Genomic DNA, 16978 nt, shown 5'->3' with positions numbered 1-16978 from the left:
ATGAAGCTCCGATAGCGAAGGATCAATGTTCGATCACTGCGTCCGGCGGCAGCAGTTTGATATAATCGGGTCCCCGCTCGAAAGCAGAATGATGCACGAGGGAGCCGGACGGTATCGTGCGCCGCCGGAACTGGTTCATGCGCTTGCCTTCCTGCTTCGTGCTGTAGTCATAATGCCGCTTGGGAATGTATTCGGCGGCCCACCAGGCCGGCGTCAGCGACTCGTGCATTGCGGCCGTCGGATTGGGCGGAACGTAACCGCCGCCGGACCGGCCCAGCACCAGATCGACTCTCGCTTGATTCACGAGCAAGCCGGCGGCGATTGCTTCCCGGAGCATCCAGTCGAGCGCGAGTTTGGAAAGCCCGCTCTCCGCTTCGGGGTAGCCGCCGCCAACGTCGCAGTGCACGCCGGGGAACCAGACTTGCTTGATGTCCTTCGGTCCGCCGGTAGGCGTCGGGTGCCAAAGATTTGTACGGAAAAATGCACGCCGCTCGTCGATGGCCACGGCGTGACGGCCGATGGCGATATCCGGATTGTTGGCCGAGTAAGGCAGCCGGACCGGATTCTCGATCCAGCCAACCGAACTCACGGTATCCCACACACCGGCGAAATGCGGGTTGCATGTTTCGATGCAGAAGTGCTGCTTGAATTCGCCGGCGAGATCGAAATAGCGCTTGATCTCGTCCTCGTCGCTCTTGCGCTCCCTCAGCTTGGTGATCGCCATCATCATCCGGATCGCATACGGCACCAACGGCTCGTTGCCGGGCCGGATCAGGCCGTACATGTGAAGCAGGCCGGTGAGGGCGCGGACGGTGTATGCACCGCGGCTGAAGCCGAAGAGAAACACACGATCGCCCGGCTGGAACTGGTTCATCAGGAAGACGTAGGCATCGCGAATATCTGTCTCGAGTCCGTATCCGATTGCCAGGCCAAGCAGCTTGGTCACCTTGCGTCCCGCCGTGGTGACGGCGCCGACGGCCTCCATCGTGCCAACGCCCGGGTGGTAGTAGGTCTTCTGCGTATCGTGCGCGAGAGTGTAGAACAGCTTCACCACGTTGGTGTTGTTCTGTTTGAACTCATTTGCAGTACCGTCACAGCAGACGATGATGTTCTTGCTCATGCATTCCCCCGATTGCAGCGCAATAAAATGTCTAGGACAATTCCACGACGACTGACTTTTCGGCTGCCTTGCGCGCGTTTGCCTTCCACGGCCCGGGATAGGCGGTGCGCAGCGCCTCCAGCATCTCCTTGAGGTTCTTCACCCTGGCGCCGTCCTTTTCGAGTGTATAGCCGGGGGCCTTCCAGGTCACGTCCTCGTTGGTGAAATGCATGGTGATGTCGCGATTGCCGTGCATCTTTATCAAAGCTTCCAGCGTCGGCGCGTCGGGATTGTCGAACTTGCCGTTCGCCGAGAAAACGTAGTGCTTGGCTTCGAAGGTTCGCAGGAATTTTTCCGAGCAATTCCGGATACTGCCGTGATGCGGCATTTTCAGCACATCGAGCACCGGAGCCGGCCCGAGATCAAGTTCGCCCCAGGCCGTCACGATGTCGTTGCCATTGGCATCGCCGGTAAGAAGCAGCTTCTTGCCGCCGACCTCGACGAGAACAACGATCGAAGAAAGGTTCGCAACGGAACTGTCCATCAACTTCTGCGGCAGGAATAGCTCCTGCAAGGCGGCCTGGCGCGCCTCCTTGGTGGGCTTTTGCAGCGCCTTCTCCCACTCCTTGCGCAGCTTATCGAGCCGCTTCTGCAACGGGCCGATCACGGTGACCTTTGCGCCCTCGATATTGAACGGCTGTTGGCCCTGCTTGGCGACAACCAGGCCGCGGACCGGCGCGTTACCTTGCAGGCCCAATGTGGTAAGACTGCTCGCCAGCGTGATGCCCTGGCCCACGCTCTCCATGATCATCCGCGCGTGCTCATCGGCGACGCCGGGCAAGTTCTGTACGCTGACCAGCGATTGCAGCGAGGCCGTTTGCGCATCCGCCGGCATGCCGGCCGGCTTCGGCCCGACGAGCCCTTCGAAGGAGTTGAACCAGAAGCGGTCAAACTTGACCGCCGCGGGGTCGGCCGCTGTTGCCCCAACCAGCTTTTGCATCAGGTTCATGATGCCGAAGATGTGGTCGTCGTCGATATGGCTGACCATTCCAAGCGCTACCGGCAACGGCTTGTTCGGATCGGCGTTGATTTCGTCTTTGATGTCCTCGATCCTCGGCAACAACACATCCAGCCAGACCGAGATTTGCTGTCCGCCGGAATCGCCCGCACGCGGCCCGCCATCGATGATCCAGAATCGTTCCTTGCCGTCAGGCCCGGGATAGCGCAGCAGGAGGCAATCGCCGTAGAGGGCATTCAGCGCCTCGAGAGCCACCATGGGTCAACTCCTCCTATACCGACTGTAGCGCCCTCAGCACGTCGAGCAGGCCCGTTCCCTGGAAGCTCGACTCGCGCTTGAGGTCGGTCGTGGTCTGCAACAGGATTTCCTTGATGCGCAATGGCCTGCCAATCAGTTCCGGATAACGCGCCATCAGCATGGCGGTCGCACCAGCGACATGCGGCGCAGCCATCGACGTTCCGTCCATGCGCTGGCTCCGGCCATTGCGAATCGTCGACGTGATCTTTTCGCCGGGGGCCAGCAGATCCGGCTTTCGCCGGCCGTCGCCGGTCGGCCCCCGGGCCGAGAAATAGCTCACGCCGTAGAGGTGAGGATCCCGGCGATGCGTGGAGCCGACGGTGATGACGTTGTCGGCATTGCCCGGATCGGTGATGGTGATCGCCCGATAACCGTTGCCGAGGCTCTGCTTTTGCGGGCCCTGGCCTTCGAATCCGGTATTGCCGGCCGCCGCGACGACCACGGTGCCGGCGCCGACCAGATGGTTGCAAGCTTCGCAAATCGGCGTCTGACCGCAGGCAAAGCTATCGACGTCATGCGCCAGCGCCAGCGACAGGTTGACGCCGTGCACCACGGGATTCGCCCGGTCCCGATTCAGCCATCCGACGAACTCGATCGCACACAGGATCGCGAACTCGTCGCCGCGGCCCTCGGAGTCGAACACCCGCAGATCGTACAGCGTCAGATGCGGGCACATGCCGGTCAGTTCCCTGCCGGTATCGCGATCCTTGGGAAGGTTCGCCGCAAGGATGCCGGCTACGTGGGTGCCGTGATCGGTGCCGGGGACACGATAGCCGTCTTCAGCTTCCGGTGCGTCGACGATAATCGTATTCCCGTCATGCGGCACCTCGATCAGCGGGCTGACGATTTCCCACTCGATATCCCGGGTGTTCTCGCTCCGCATTTTCAGATGCAGCAGCCGATCCTTGTTTGTCTTCTCGGCAAGCACGCGATTGACCGCGGCTTTTTTCGACGGTTCGACCCCCTCGGGACTTCCGGCATGAGCGACGATGTCGCGCACCATCGTGAAGTCATATGTCTTCACGACCCTGGAAAACTTCAGGCAATCCGGCCGCTCAGGATACGTGCCGGCCTTGAAGCGCTCCCTCGTGGCGTCGTCCAATCTCTTGTGCGCCAGGTTCAGGAAGGCCGGGTGAGTGGCATCGATGCCGCCGTCGATCACGGCGAACGTGATGCCTGTCGTGTTGATGTTGAACACGCGCTGTGCCGCATCGGCCTTCACCGTGTTGCGCGATTCGAACAGCGTCTGCGTTGCCGGTCTGTTCAGGCTGATCAGGTACACGCCCTTGTCTTCCTTGGGGTCGATGCCTCTCGTGTTGTGCATTAAGTTCCACGCGAGCTTGTACAACGCATGCAGATCGTCCTGCGAGACTGGCGGCTGATCTTGCTCGGCGTCGTTATCCTCGGGGGCCGGCCCCAGCCGGTACGCAAGCCCCGCCAGCCTCCATAACTCTTCCTTGGTGTCGGCCGCGCGGAGAAACTCGATAAATCCGACCAATGCCAGATATCGGGACAGCTCGTTTTTCGGTGCACCAGGATCATTGACGATTGCCTGGTAGGCCGCATCGAAGCTACGGAAGTCGCTGTCGCTGTCTTGCTGCCCCGGTATGCCCAACGACGACCACCACCAGCTGGACATCGGCACCAGGTAGCAGACCAGCATGTCGAAATTTGCGCAGACGACGACGCGGCTGTCGCTGCTCGCGATTCGCGCAAAGGCCGGCCAGACGCCTCTCCCGAATTGCCGGATATTTTCATTCAGCCGCCCGCGCAGCCATTCGGCTATTTGACCCGGCCTGACCCCCGACCACGGGGTCACGAGGAGGTCGAGCGGCGGCTCGGTCGGCGTGGGGTGCTCCGGATCGATGCGCGCCCAAGCCATTCTTTCCGCGATGCGGATGTAGCGAAGCCAGACATCCGGCATCACCGGGCTGTCCTGCGTCCTGCGGGCGCGTCCAAATGTTTGAAAGACGAAACGCCGGAGGGTCGCCTCATCCAGCCTGCCCTTTTCATCAATACCGGTCGGCGGCGGAGATGGTGGCTTTGGCGGAGTCAGCGGCGGAGGTGGCGGTGGCGGAGGCAGTGGCCCTGATGGGGGCGGCGGGTCCGACGGAGGTGGCGGCCCCGGCGGAGGTGACGGTGGTTCTGGCGGGGGCGGAGATGTGCCTGACGGCTCCTGAGAGGCAGCAGATGAATCTTCCACAGACACGGGCGGCTCTGAGGATGCAGCGTCAGCCGATGCCCTCTTCCGGCCCTTTTGTGGCGTGGATTTCTTCGCCATCTGGCTCCCCAGCGCGTAGCCGCAGACCGAACCCAAGCAATATGGCGGCATTACTCCCCTAATGCCCGCTAGAGTTGCATAAGGAACAGCGGTCCGCAATAGACGCCATTATTTTCCATCGCTCTCCGCAACGCCAAGGGCCAACGCTCGGGTCGTCAACTCACCACCATGCCCTTACGGGATGCGGCCTCGAGGCCGAATGACAATCGTTCCCTGCGCGGAACGATCTCCGCCCTTCTAAATGGCAACCAAGCCTGCCATCATCGCTTAATCAGCCCCTGTTCGACGACCACGCCTCCATGTATGCATCACCGATCCCGGATCGCGGATCCGAAAGCCCTGCCACCGCCCTTTCCGTACTCAACTCCGTCTTCGGCCTCACCGCCTTCCGCGGCGAGCAGGAAAAAATCGTGCGGCATGTCGCCGATGGCGGCAATTGCCTGGTCTTGATGCCGACCGGCGGCGGCAAGTCGCTGTGCTATCAGTTGCCCTCGCTGCTGCGGAAGGGCTGCGGCATCGTGGTATCGCCGCTGATCGCGCTGATGCGCGACCAGGTCGCAGGCCTGATCGAGGCCGGCGTCAATGCAGCGGTGTTGAATTCGACGCTGTCGTTCGAGGAAGCTTCCGAAGTCGAGCGACGGCTGCTCGCCGGCGATCTCGACCTGCTCTACGTCGCCCCGGAGCGGCTGTTGACGCCGCGCTGCCTCAACTTGATCGGCCAGGCAGACATCGCGCTGTTTGCGGTCGACGAGGCGCATTGCGTCTCGCAATGGGGACATGACTTCCGGCCCGAATATATCGGGCTATCGGTGCTGTCGGAAAAATTTCCCGAGGTGCCGCGGATCGCGCTGACCGCAACCGCCGACGAATTGACGCGCAAGGAGATCGCCGAACGGCTGTCGCTCACCGATGCGCCGTGCTTTGTCGCGAGCTTCGATCGCCCGAACATCCGTTACGAGATCGTCGACAAGCAGAACTCGCTCAACCAGCTCAAGACCTTCATCGCCGAGCGTCACGCGGGCGAGGCCGGCATCGTCTATTGCCTGTCGCGCGCCAAGGTCGAGGACGTCGCATCGGCGCTGTCGGAAGCCGGCATTCCAGCGCTGCCCTATCATGCCGGGCTGGATGCTTCGTTGCGTGCGCGCCACCAGGACCGTTTCATCAACGAGGACGGCATCGTCATCGTCGCCACCATCGCGTTCGGCATGGGCATCGACAAGCCCGACGTGCGCTTCGTCGCGCATCTCGACCTGCCCAAGAGCATCGAAGCCTATTACCAGGAGACTGGCCGGGCCGGGCGCGACGGAAAACCGTCCAGCGCCTGGATGGCCTACGGCCTGTCCGACATCGTGCAGCAGCGGCGAATGATCGACGAGTCCAGCGGTTCCGACGCGTTCAAGCGCGTCTCGATCGGCAAGCTGGACGCGCTGGTCGGGCTTGCCGAAACCGCGCATTGCCGGCGCCGCCGCCTGCTCGGCTATTTCGGCGAAGCGGTGGAAGCGGAAAGCTGCGGCAATTGCGACAATTGCCTCACCCCGCCAAAGATGCGCGACGGCAAGGTCATCGCGCAAAAGCTCTTGTCCTGCGCCTATCGCACCGGCCAGCGGTTTGGCGCGATGCATCTGATCGACGTGCTGGTCGGCCGCATGACCGAAAAGGTCACGCAATTCGGCCATGACAAGCTCTCGGTGTTCGGCATCGGCCGCGAGCTCAACGAGAAGCAGTGGCGCGCGGCGCTGCGCCAGCTCGTCGCGATGGGCCATCTGCGCGCCGACGGCGAGGCGTATGGCGCGCTGAAGCTGACGGAGACTTCGCGCGGCGTGCTGAAGGGCGAGACCGAGATCTGGCTGCGGGAGGCGGCGCCCAGCACCCGCAACCGCGCCATCCGGGCCAAGTCGCGACGCGGCGAGCTTGCGCCCACGCCTGCGAATGGCGCGGCCGCCGATCCGGCGTTGCATGCGGCGCTAAAGGCCTGGCGTTCGGAGATCGCGCGTGCGCGCGGCGTGCCGGCCTATGTGGTGCTGCACGATTCCACCATCGACGGCATCGCCGCCACGCGGCCGGCAACGCTGGGTGAACTCCGTGGCATCGCCGGCATCGGCGACAAGAAGCTCGAGCATTATGGCGAGGAGCTGCTCGCGTTGGTGAGAGCGGGCGCGGCTCCCTGATGAATACGCTCTGACGCGCGCTGGAAAGCGGCGGCTTCCGCGGCCGATAGCGCCTTCAACCGAACCGCGACGTGCTTGTGATAGGGCGTGCCGGCGATGGGATCGCGGTTGCCGCTCTCTGTGAGTAGATTGATGCGCGGGCCATTGACGAGGCGTTCGCCATCCGCTGCCGGATAGGACTGGCCAAAGCCATGGGGCAGCGCGAGCTGGCCCCTGCGCATGGAGTCGTCGGCCTTGCAGCGGGCGACAAGGCGGCCGGTCGTCGATTCGACGGCCACCCAGTCGCCGTTTGCGACGCCGAGTTCGCCGAGGTCGGACGAGTTGATCAGCAGCGCACCGTCGCGATCGTCGCGGCGCCAGGCCGGATCGCGAAAAATCTGGTTGGCGTTGAACATGCGCCGCTGGCCGGCGGCCAGCATGAACGGAAATTCCTTTGGCGCGCCGGCGGTGCGCGGGTCGAGGCTCGAGAGCCATTCCAGCATGCCGGGCACCGCCAGGCGAATCTTGCGGTCGGGATGGCCGACCAGCGACCACACCTCATCATATTCATGCTGCGTGATGACGGTGCCCTGGCGGGCCGACACGATCGCATCGAACAGCATGTCGCCGAGTTGTGCATCGGGAATTTCGGCCGGAGCGCCGATCGCGCGCCGGACCGCCAGCGGCGAGCGCTTGGCGCATGACAGCGCCGCGTTCCACATCGGAGCCGCGGCGGCGGTTCCGTCGGGAAGAGTCCGGCCCAGCGTGTGGTAGAGCACCAGCGCCCCCATCGCCGCGAGGTTTGGGTTTTCGCCCATAAAGGCGCGGAAGGCCAAAGCGAATTCCGGCCGCGAGCGCTTGGCCGCATCCCGCAATGGCGCCAGCACATTGTCGCCCGGAAGCAGGCCCATCGCCCGCGCCAGCCGGGTGTAGATTTCGGGCTCGGGCAACGTGCCTTCGAGCGGCGGCACGACGCCGGCACGGACGTGGAAATAATTGGTCGGGAATTCGAGGTTGAACAGCGTGAACTCGGTCTTCTCATATTGAGAGGATGCCGGAAGGACGTAATGCGCAAGCCGCGCGGTCTCGGTCATGGCGACGTCGACGACGACGCATAGTTCGAGCGAACGCAGCGCGCGTTCGACCGCTTCGGTGTTGGCGGCAGTGTTGGCCGGATTGGAGCTGTCGATCCAGACGCCGCGCAGGCGGTCGGGATGGTTGCCCAGCACCGCGTCGGGAAAGATGTTCGGCGGCAGCAGGCCGGCGATGACCTCGTCGCCGGTCGGCGAAAATTTCTGGCCGGGCGAATTGCCCCACAGCGGCTGTAGCCAGCTATGCAACTGGTTGGTGCCTTTGCGGCCAAAGCTGCCGGAGAGCATGATCAGCAACTTTTCGAGATAGGAATTGAGCGTCGAATTGACGCCCTGCTGGATACCGAGCTCGACCCGCACCACCATCGCCCTGGCGGCGGCGATCATCGCGGCACAGCGCTCAATGTCGGCGAGCGGGATTTCGGCGGCCGCTGCCCATTCCTCCACCGGAATAGCCAGCAAGGCCTGCTTCACTTCATCGAAGCCGACGGTGTGTTGCTCGATGAAGTCATGGTCGATGGCATCGGACCGCACCAGCGTCGCAAGCAAGGCGCCGAGCAGGAACGCGTCGGTGCCGGGACGAACGGCGAGATGCAGGTCGGCCATCTCTGCGGTTTCCGAGCGGCGCGGATCGACCACCACAAGCTTTCGTGACGGGTCCTTGCGGATCTGGTTGAGATGATCACGTGCATTCGGGAAACCATGCGCGATCCACGGATTGGCGCCGATCACGAGCAGGAGATCGCAATGGTGCACGTCCTCGGCGGTATGGCAGGTCTGGCTGCCGAACATGTGGCCGTTGATCCAGAAGTCGCCGGTCTTCTCCTGCGACAGCGCATTGAAGACGTGGCGCGAGCCGAGCGCGCGCAGGAACGCATTGGCATAGGCGCCGCCGGCATGGTTGCCCTGCCCGCCACCGCCATAGAGCGCCAGCGCCTTGCCGCCGTGCCGGTCGACCAGATCGCGCATCCGGCCGGCGATCTCCGCAATGGCGACGTTCCATTCGATGGGCTCGAAGGAGCCGTCGGCGCGCCGGCGCAGCGGCGTGGTGAGCCGGTCCTTATGATGCGCGTAATAGGGAATGCGCGCGGCCTTGTTGCAGAGATAGCCTTGCGATTTCGGGCTGGTGCGGTCGCCGCGGACCTTTTCGATGCGCCCGTCGTCGACGAGGACCTCGATGCCGCAGTTGACGTAACAGAGATTGCAGGCCGTCTTGTGCCACGTTCCCGTGCTCATGACCGTCTCCTTGCATTGGGCGCGGCCGGATCGAACGGAACTGGCAGCCGCCTTTATTCTCCTTTATATTATAAATGTCATACCATGCAAAGCTGAAAAACACCGCGCCGTCTCACGACGCGGTGTCCCAGCCGAATCCAGCCTGTCGTGCCCTTACTTGAAGGGCGTCGCGTACATCAATCCGCCCTTGTTCCAGGTCGCGTTGAGGCCGCGATCGAGTTTCAACGGGCTCGCCTTGCCGACATTGCGTTCGAATATCTCGGCATAATTGCCGCCCGCCTTGATGGCCAGCAGGATCCATTTGTTGTCGAGCCCGAGTCGCGAGCCGAGATCGCCGGAGGCCCCTAACAGGCGTTGCACGGCCGGCACCTGCGACTTCGCCATCTCGTCGGCATTGGCCTGGGTGACGCCGAGTTCCTCCGCCTCGATCAGGCCGTAATGCAGCCAGGTGATGATGTCGCTCCACACCTCGTCGCCGTTGCGGGTGAACGGGCCGAGCGGCTCCTTGCTGATGGTCTGGGGCAGCACGAGATAATCGGCGGGATTTGGCGATGCGGTCGCGACCGCGCCGGCGAGCGCCGACGCATCCTGGGTCATGGCATCGCAGCGCCCGCCGAAGAAGGTCTGATACATGGTGTCGATGCGGTCGAACACCAGCGGCTTCCAGTCGATGTTGTTGGCGCGGCCGTAATCGCCGAGCGTGACTTCATGGGTGGTGCCCTGTGCGACGCAGACAGTGGCGCCCTTCAGGTCCTTGACGTCTTTCACACCGAGGTCCTTCTTCACCACAAACCCCTGGCCGTCGTAGAAATTGACCGGCCCCTGGCGCAGGCCGAGCGTGACGCCGCGCAGATAGGTCTGCGTCGAGTTGCGGTAGAGCACGTCGATCTCGCCGGATTGCAGCGCGGTGAAACGGTTCTGCGCGGTCAGCGCGACATAGCGCACCTTGGCGGGATCGCCGAGCACGGCGGCGGCAAGCGCGCGGCAATAGTCGACGTCGAGGCCCTTGTAATTGCCCTGCGAATCCGGCGCGGAGAAACCGGCAAAGCCGGCGCTGACGCCGCACACCAGCGTACCACGCTGCTTCACCGTGTCGAGCGTGCCCGCCGACGCCATGGACAGCGATGCGGCGAGCACGCCGATCGCGAAGACGATCCTCTTCATGTTGCTACTCCCTCCCTAGTGACCAACATTCTTCAACGCTTCGTCGACGGCCTGGCCGAGCCGGTCGACGATCATGTCGATGTCCTCTTCGCTCGCGATGTAGGGCGGCGCCAGCAGGACGTGATCGCCGATACGGCCGTCCACGGTGCCACCCATCGGATAGCAGCCAAGTCCAAGTTCGAAGGCTTTTGCCTTGATCCGCGCATGGAGCTTGAGCGCGGGATCAAATGGCGAGCGCGTAGCGCGGTCGGCGACGAGTTCGATCGCGTGGAAAAGGCCGCGCCCTCTGATGTCGCCGACGTGGCGATGATTGCCAAAACGCTCGGTGAGCCGCCGTTCGAGGCGGCGGCCCAACTCCCTCACCCGATCAAGCAGACGTTCCTCGCTGACGATCTTCTGCACCTCGAGCGCGGCCGCGCAGGCCATGGGATGCCCCATGTAAGTGTGGCCGTGCTGGAACGCGCCACTGCCATCGCGGATCGTGTCGACGACACGCGAACTCGCCAGCATCGCACCGATCGGCTGGTAACCGCCGCCAAGTCCTTTGGCGATGGCCTGGATATCGGGCGCGATACCCTCCTGCTCCCAGGCGTGCAGGGTGCCGGTGCGGCCCATGCCGCTCATGACTTCATCGAGGATCAGAAGCGCGCCATGACGATTGCAGATCTCGCGCACCGCGCGGAAATACCCTTCCGGCGGCGGCACGCATCCGGAGGTCGCGCCGACCACCGGCTCTGCCATGAAGGCGGCCACGGTATCGGGGCCGAGCCGCTGGAATTCCGCTTCCAGCTCTGCCGCCAGCCGCGCGACGAAATCGGCCTCGGTCTCGCCCTCGCGCTGCTCGTGATAGGCGAAGGCCGGCGTGACGTGGCTGAAGGCATCCGACAGCAGCGGCGCATAGGGCTCGCGCCGCCAGGCATTGCCGCCCGCGGCCAGCGCGCCGAGCGTGTTGCCGTGATAGCTCTGGCGCCGTGCGATGAAGCGTTTTCGTCCGGGCTCGCCGCGCTCCATGAAATATTGCCGCGCGATCTTGATGCTGGCTTCGACTGCTTCCGATCCGCCGCTGACGAAATAAGCGTACGCAAGTCCGCCGGGCTCATGGCCGACCAGCCGTTCGGCGAGTTCTTCCGCAGGCGCCGACGAGAAGAAACCGGTATGGGCATAGGCGAGGTTCGAGGCCTGCCGTTTCATGGCCTCGATCACGCGCGGATGCTGGTGTCCGAGACAGGAGACCGCGGCACCGCCGGAGGCGTCCAGCACGCGGCGTCCGTCCTCGGCAATCAGCCACACCCCCTCGCCGCCAACCGCCCTGGGCGGAGTCTGGCGAAGACTCCGGTGCATCACACGACTGGTTCGCTGGGCCATGATTGTCAGCCTTCTTCGGCAACATATTGAGAGGTGTCGGCAAGGCGCGCTTCAGTTTCTTCCAATCGCCGCTTGGCGCCGACGCCGCCGAGCATGAAGGTGGCCGCCGCCAGCGATTGCGCAACCGCGATGGCGCCGGTCAGGCTTGGGAAAAAACCGGGCGAGGCCGCTGCTTCGAACTGGAGCAGATGATCGGCGCCTTCCGCCATCGGTGCGGAAACCTTGTCAGCGATCGCGATCAGCGTGGCGCCTGAAGCGTGCGCCGCACGTGCGGAGAGCACGCTGGGAGTGGAGTAAGGCGCAAAGCCGATCACCACGACAGCATCGCCGCTGCGGAAGGCGCCGAGGTCGAGATCTTCCGGCCCCGATCCGCCGACCAGTTGCACAGTGTCGGGGCGGAACAGGCGGAGCTGATAGTTGAGGAGCTCGGCAACGCTGCGGCAACTACGAAAGCCGGCGATCCAGATTCGCTTTGCGCCATGCAACGCCTTGGCCGCGCCGGCGATGGCGCCGGGCGAGATGCGTGCGAGGCCGGCGGCTTCCGCCTCCAGCTTGTCCGAGATCAGCGACATCTCGGGATTGGGGCCGGAACGGCGGCCCCTGGCGCGGCCGGAGAAGGGCGAGGACTGCTCGGGCCGCCGCGCTTCCGTCAGGGCGGCGCGCAACTCGTCCCAGCCGGAATAACCGATCGCCTTCGCAAGCCGAGTGAACGCGGCGGGATCGGCGCCCGCCACCGAGGCCAGCTCGCGCATCGAGCGCGTGGTGGCGTCGTAATCGTTGGCGGCGACGAAGCGGCCGACCTGCTGTAGCCGCGAGGGCAGCGACGGAATTGCGCTGCAGAGTTCACTGAGGGGCGAGGGTCTGGCGCTCATGAAACATTTGTTTCATATCTTGCACCATTTTGCAACATATGAAATAGTTATCCCGTTCTGCACGCTGCCGCCACCGTTTCAAGGATGCTCGCGCCGTGACGACGAAACCCGCTTCTCCTCCGTCCCGGCGAATGCGCATCTCGCTGAAGGACAGGAATTTCTCCGGACTGATCTGGCAGATCCTCGTCGTGGCGATCGTGATCGCCATCATCGCGTGGCTGTGGTCGAACACGGTGCACAATCTCTCGGTACGCCGCATCTCGACCGGCTTTGCCTTCCTCGGCCGCGAGGCCGGTATGCCGATCGCCGATAGCTGGCTGCCCTACAGCCCCAAGGACACCTATCTGCGCGCCTTCATCGTCGGGATATCGAACACGCTGCGCGTCGCCGTGATCGGCATCGTGCTGGCGACGGTGCTCGGCACGCTGGTCGGAATCGCGCGGCTTTCCGCCAACTGGCTGCTGTCGCGCCTTGCGGCGGTTTATGTCGAAATGCTGCGCGACATCCCGCTGCTGCTGCAACTTTTGTTCTGGTACGTGCTGATGCAGGGACTGCCCGCGGCGCGCCAGGCATGGAAGCCGGTCGAGGGCGTCTATCTGTCCAATCGCGGCCTGGTGCTGCCCTCGATCCCGCTCGATACGGCGAACCTGTGGGTGCTGCTCACGGCCGCAATCGGCCTCGCCGTGACCTTCTTCATTCGCAAGCGGCTCACCGCGCGGCAGATGCTGGACGGCAAACCGCGGCATAGCTGGCCCTATGCGCTGGTGCTGGTGATCGCCATCCCAGCGCTGTTGTCGCTCATGCTGGGCGCGAGTTGGAGCATCATGCTGCCCGAGCTACGCGGATTCAATTTCGTCGGCGGGCTGACGCTGGCGCCGGAATATTTTGCGCTGCTGATCGCGCTCGTCACCTACACCTCCGCCTTCATCGCCGAGATCGTGCGCAGCGGCATCCAGTCGGTACCGAGGGGACAGTGGGACGCCGCCAAGGCGCTGGGCCTGCGCCGCAGTTTTGCGCTCCAGCACATCGTGCTGCCGCAGGCGCTGCGCGTCATCATTCCGCCGATGACGAGCCAATATTTGAACCTGACCAAGAATTCCTCGCTCGCGGTCGCGGTCGGCTACCAGGACATTGTCTCGATCGCCAACACGACGCTGAACCAGACCGGCCAGGCGATCGAGGCGATTGCGCTGATCATGGCCGTGTTCCTCACCATCAGCCTCGGCATCAGCTTCTTCATGAACTGGTACAACGCGCGCATCGCGCTGGTGGAGCGCTGAACCATGACGGTCGTGACCGACATTCCCGATAGCCCGCTCCCCTCGGCTCGTCCCCGCACGAACAGGACGTTCGCCGGCATGGCCATTGCCTGGCTGCGCGCCAACCTGTTCGCCACCATTCCCTCCACCATCATCACGCTGCTGCTTCTGCTCGTGCTCGGCAAGGGCCTGGTAAGCCTCATGCAATGGGGCTGGCTCAACGCGGTCTGGAGCGTTCCCGACAGCAACAACACCGCCGCGTGCCGCGCCGTCCGCGGCATTGGCGCCTGCTGGGCGGTGATTCCAGAAAAGCTCCGCTTCATCCTGTTCGGCACCTACCCGTTCCAGCAGCAATGGCGGCCCGCGCTGGCCGTGCTGCTGTTCATCGCGCTGTTCGTGGTGTCGAGCCGGCGCTGGGCCTGGCGCAAGGAACTGGCACTGGTGTGGGCCGGCGCGCTCGCATTGATCGGCCTGTTGATGTGGGGCGGTATTCCCGGCCTGCCGTTCGTGTCGCAGGATCGCTGGGGCGGGCTGCCGGTGACGCTGATCCTCGCCACCTTCGGGCTCGCGTTCGGTTTTCCGCTCGGGATCCTCGTCGCGCTCGGCCGCCGTTCCAAACTGCCCGCGATCCGCTCGCTCTGTGTGCTGTATGTCGAGCTGATCCGCGGCGTGCCGTTGATCAGCCTGCTGTTCATGGCGAGCGTGATGTTCCCGCTGTTCATGCCCGACGGCGTCAACATCGATAAATTGCTGCGCGCGCAGATTGCGTTCATCCTGTTCGCTGGCGCCTATCTTGCCGAAGTCATTCGCGGCGGCTTGCAGGCCATTCCCAGGGGGCAGCATGACGCCGCCGATGCACTCGGCCTCTCCTACTGGAAGAAGCAGGGGCTGATTATCCTGCCGCAGGCGATCCGCCACGTCATCCCGCCGCTGGTGAACACCTTTATCGCCTTCTTCAAGGACACCAGCCTCGTGCTGATCATCGGCATCTTCGACCTGCTCACGACCGCCAAGACCGCGATCATCGATCCGGCCTGGCAATCCTTCAGCGTCGAGGTCTATATCTTCGTGGCCCTGATCTATTTCGCCTTCTGCTTTGCGATGTCGCGTTACAGCCGCAGCCTCGAGGCGCAGGACAGCCACGCGGCGCGATAATTCCCGCCGAAACGGCGCGCTGCATGGGTGCCATTCGTCGCGCCTGCCCTGTACCCGCTTGCGGTGCCGAACCGGGCAGCCATAATCGCAAGAAAACCAAACGGGGAAGAAGCGGACCATGGGTGCGGACAGCACAGCGCAAGGGCCGATGCGTCCTGCGGAAACGGGAACCGTGTACGACGCCATCGTCGTCGGCGCGGGCTTTGCCGGAATGTACATGCTGCACCGCCTGCGCGGGCTCGGCTTTTCGGCAAAAGTGTTCGAGGCCGGCGGCGGGGTTGGCGGCACCTGGTACTGGAACCGCTATCCGGGCGCGCGCTGCGATGTCGAGAGCCTGCAATATTCCTTCTCGTTCTCGGAAGAGCTGGATCAGGAGTGGAACTGGTCGGAAAAATATTCGCCGCAGCCCGAAATCCTTGCCTATGCCAATCATGTCGCCGATCGCTTCGATCTGCGCCGCGGAATCGTATTCGACACGCGCGTGACAGCGGCAACCTTCGACGAGAGCAGCAAGACCTGGCTGATTGAGACGGACCGCGGCGACAAGGTCACCGCAAGGTTCTGCATCATGGCGGTCGGGTGCCTGTCGGCGCCGAACCGGCCGGCGTTCAAGGGCATCGAAGATTTTCGCGGGCCGATCTACCACACCGGCGAATGGCCGCATGAGGGCGTCGATTTCACCGGCCTGCGCGTCGGCGTGATCGGCACCGGCTCGTCGGCGATCCAGTCGATCCCGATCATCGCACAGCAGGCCAGGCAGCTCACCGTATTCCAGCGCACCGCCACATGGTCGGTGCCCGCCTGGAACGAAAAGCTGACGCCGGAATTTCTCAAGGCCGCCAAAGCAGACTATCCTGCGTTACGCGCCAAGGCGCGGGCGCGGCCGACCGGCTTTTATTTCCTGTTCAACAGCAAGCCCGCGCTCGAGGCGCGGGAAGAGGAACGCGAACGGCAATATGAAGAGGCCTGGCAGCGCGGCGGCCTGCCGTTCCTTGGCGCCTATGGCGACCTCTTGTTCGAAAAGGCCGCCAACGACACCATCGCCGATTTTGCCCGCAAGAAGATCCGCAACATCGTAAAGGATCCCGCGACTGCGGAGCTGCTGTGCCCCGAGAACGTATTCGGCTGCAAGCGCCTTTGCGTCGATACGGATTATTTTGCGACGTATAACCTGCCGCATGTGAAGCTGGTCGACGTCTCCAAGACGCCGATCGAGCGCTTTACCGCAAAGGGCCTCGAGGTGAACGGCGTCGAATATGAGTTCGATGCCGTCGTCTCCGCCACCGGCTTCGCCGCCATGACCGGTGCATTCGAGAAAATCCACATCACTGGCCGCGGCGGGCGTACGCTTGCGGAAAAATGGCAGGCGGGCCCCCGCACCTATCTCGGCCTTGCGTCGGAAGGCTTTCCGAACCTGTTCATGATCACCGGGCCTGGCAGCCCGTCCGTGCTGGCGAGCATGATCCAGGCGATCGAGCAGCATGTCGACTGGCTCGCCGATTGCCTCGGCCATATGCGCGACGTTGGCGCTGCGTCGATCGAGCCGACACGCGCGGACGAGGACGCCTGGGTCGAACACGTCAACGATGTCTCCACCGTGTCGCTGCGCTCGACATGCAGCTCCTGGTATGTCGGGACCAATATTCCCGGCCGGCCGCGCGTTTTCATGCCCTATATCGGCGGCTTTCCGGTCTATGTGCAGAAGTGCAACGAGGTCATGAGCAATGGCTTTAGCGGGTTTGTGCTGGAAGGCGGGCACAAGGCGAATGCCGAGCCGCAGGTGCGCTTCACTGAACGCTGGCGCGTGCCGCTGGATATCGAGGTGATCTCGCCGGCGGCGGTTGCCGCCAAACGGGTGCCGGTGGTGTGAGGCCGCGTCTCGTCCCGGCCCCCGAACGGTGCAAACCGATAAACTTCAACATATTCCGCTAAGTCTGATTTTACGGAATCGGCTTCTAATCAGTCGCTATTTCTTAATGCATTCCGGAGCGATC

Annotated in this window: 11 protein-coding genes; 4 read left to right on the top strand and 7 right to left on the bottom strand. The window is 63.6% G+C overall.

All coding sequences use genetic code 11. The annotated features are described in order from the left end of the window. Window positions 1-22: 22 nt before the first annotated feature. From JQ628_RS18480 to JQ628_RS18470, 3 genes are read right to left on the bottom strand one after another with little or no spacing between them, the layout of a single operon-like run. Window positions 23-1120 carry a DUF2235 domain-containing protein gene (locus tag JQ628_RS18480; protein WP_212224312.1) on the bottom strand — a complete coding sequence of 366 codons (1098 nt, stop codon included), beginning with the start codon at window positions 1118-1120 and terminating at the stop codon, window positions 23-25. A gap of 31 nt (window positions 1121-1151) precedes the next feature. Next, complete coding sequence (locus tag JQ628_RS18475; protein WP_212224310.1) at window positions 1152-2375, bottom strand: hypothetical protein; 1224 nt, start codon at window positions 2373-2375, stop codon at window positions 1152-1154. 13 nt (window positions 2376-2388) lie between these two features. Further along, window positions 2389-4794 (bottom strand): S8 family peptidase, encoded by a 2406-nt coding sequence (locus JQ628_RS18470; RefSeq protein WP_249128070.1) that lies wholly within the window; start codon window positions 4792-4794, stop codon window positions 2389-2391. Between the two features lie 200 nt (window positions 4795-4994). Between JQ628_RS18470 and recQ the strand changes: the two genes are divergently transcribed. Next, entirely contained in the window at window positions 4995-6863 is a 1869-nt protein-coding gene (recQ, locus tag JQ628_RS18465) for a DNA helicase RecQ (RefSeq protein WP_212224309.1), read from the top strand. Here the strand turns inward: recQ and JQ628_RS18460 are convergent. From JQ628_RS18460 to JQ628_RS18445, 4 genes are all read right to left on the bottom strand, one after another. Continuing rightward, on the bottom strand, window positions 6815-9169 hold the full coding sequence (locus JQ628_RS18460; protein ID WP_212224308.1) for a molybdopterin-dependent oxidoreductase: 2355 nt from the start codon (window positions 9167-9169) through the stop codon (window positions 6815-6817). The two genes, recQ and JQ628_RS18460, sit on opposite strands and share 49 nt — an antisense overlap. 153 nt (window positions 9170-9322) lie before the next feature. Next, window positions 9323-10333 carry an amino acid ABC transporter substrate-binding protein gene (locus tag JQ628_RS18455; protein ID WP_212224307.1) on the bottom strand — a complete coding sequence of 337 codons (1011 nt, stop codon included), beginning with the start codon at window positions 10331-10333 and terminating at the stop codon, window positions 9323-9325. A 15-nt stretch (window positions 10334-10348) separates the two neighbouring features. Further along, complete coding sequence (locus JQ628_RS18450) at window positions 10349-11698, bottom strand: aspartate aminotransferase family protein (protein ID WP_212224306.1); 1350 nt, start codon at window positions 11696-11698, stop codon at window positions 10349-10351. Window positions 11699-11703: 5 nt separating this feature from the next. Beyond that, entirely contained in the window at window positions 11704-12570 is an 867-nt protein-coding gene (locus JQ628_RS18445; RefSeq protein ID WP_212224305.1) for a MurR/RpiR family transcriptional regulator, read from the bottom strand. Between the two features lie 131 nt (window positions 12571-12701). On the opposite strand from JQ628_RS18445, the gene JQ628_RS18440 reads away from it, so the two are divergent. The 3 genes from JQ628_RS18440 to JQ628_RS18430 all read left to right on the top strand — a co-directional run bounded on the left by JQ628_RS18440 (window position 12702) and on the right by JQ628_RS18430 (window position 16854). Next, entirely contained in the window at window positions 12702-13850 is a 1149-nt protein-coding gene (locus tag JQ628_RS18440) for an amino acid ABC transporter permease (RefSeq protein WP_212224518.1), read from the top strand. A 3-nt stretch (window positions 13851-13853) separates the two neighbouring features. Beyond that, window positions 13854-14984, top strand: a complete 1131-nt coding sequence (locus tag JQ628_RS18435) for an amino acid ABC transporter permease (RefSeq protein ID WP_212224303.1) — start codon at window positions 13854-13856, stop codon at window positions 14982-14984. Window positions 14985-15102: 118 nt separating this feature from the next. Beyond that, the gene (locus JQ628_RS18430) at window positions 15103-16854 is read left to right on the top strand and encodes a flavin-containing monooxygenase (RefSeq protein WP_212224302.1); all 1752 of its coding nucleotides are present in this window, start codon (window positions 15103-15105) and stop codon (window positions 16852-16854) included. Window positions 16855-16978: the final 124 nt, after the last annotated feature.

The sequence above is a fragment of the Bradyrhizobium lablabi genome (assembly GCF_018129385.1).
In the GTDB taxonomy this organism is placed as follows: Bacteria; Pseudomonadota; Alphaproteobacteria; order Rhizobiales; family Xanthobacteraceae; genus Bradyrhizobium; species Bradyrhizobium lablabi_C.
This window is presented reverse-complemented; position numbering and strand designations above follow the sequence as displayed.

Bases quoted from the DNA above. Each gene is read 5' to 3' on its own strand.
- JQ628_RS18450 (WP_212224306.1), bottom strand. From the start codon at position 11,698: ATGGCCCAGCGAACCAGTCGTGTGATGCACCGGAGTCTTCGCCAGACT.
- recQ (WP_212224309.1), top strand. From the start codon at position 4,995: ATGTATGCATCACCGATCCCGGATCGCGGATCCGAAAGCCCTGCCACC.
- JQ628_RS18480 (WP_212224312.1), bottom strand. From the start codon at position 1,120: ATGAGCAAGAACATCATCGTCTGCTGTGACGGTACTGCAAATGAGTTC.
- JQ628_RS18455 (WP_212224307.1), bottom strand. From the start codon at position 10,333: ATGAAGAGGATCGTCTTCGCGATCGGCGTGCTCGCCGCATCGCTGTCC.
- JQ628_RS18460 (WP_212224308.1), bottom strand. From the start codon at position 9,169: ATGAGCACGGGAACGTGGCACAAGACGGCCTGCAATCTCTGTTACGTC.
- JQ628_RS18440 (WP_212224518.1), top strand. From the start codon at position 12,702: ATGCGCATCTCGCTGAAGGACAGGAATTTCTCCGGACTGATCTGGCAG.
- JQ628_RS18475 (WP_212224310.1), bottom strand. From the start codon at position 2,375: ATGGTGGCTCTCGAGGCGCTGAATGCCCTCTACGGCGATTGCCTCCTG.
- JQ628_RS18430 (WP_212224302.1), top strand. From the start codon at position 15,103: ATGGGTGCGGACAGCACAGCGCAAGGGCCGATGCGTCCTGCGGAAACG.
- JQ628_RS18435 (WP_212224303.1), top strand. From the start codon at position 13,854: ATGACGGTCGTGACCGACATTCCCGATAGCCCGCTCCCCTCGGCTCGT.
- JQ628_RS18445 (WP_212224305.1), bottom strand. From the start codon at position 12,570: ATGAGCGCCAGACCCTCGCCCCTCAGTGAACTCTGCAGCGCAATTCCG.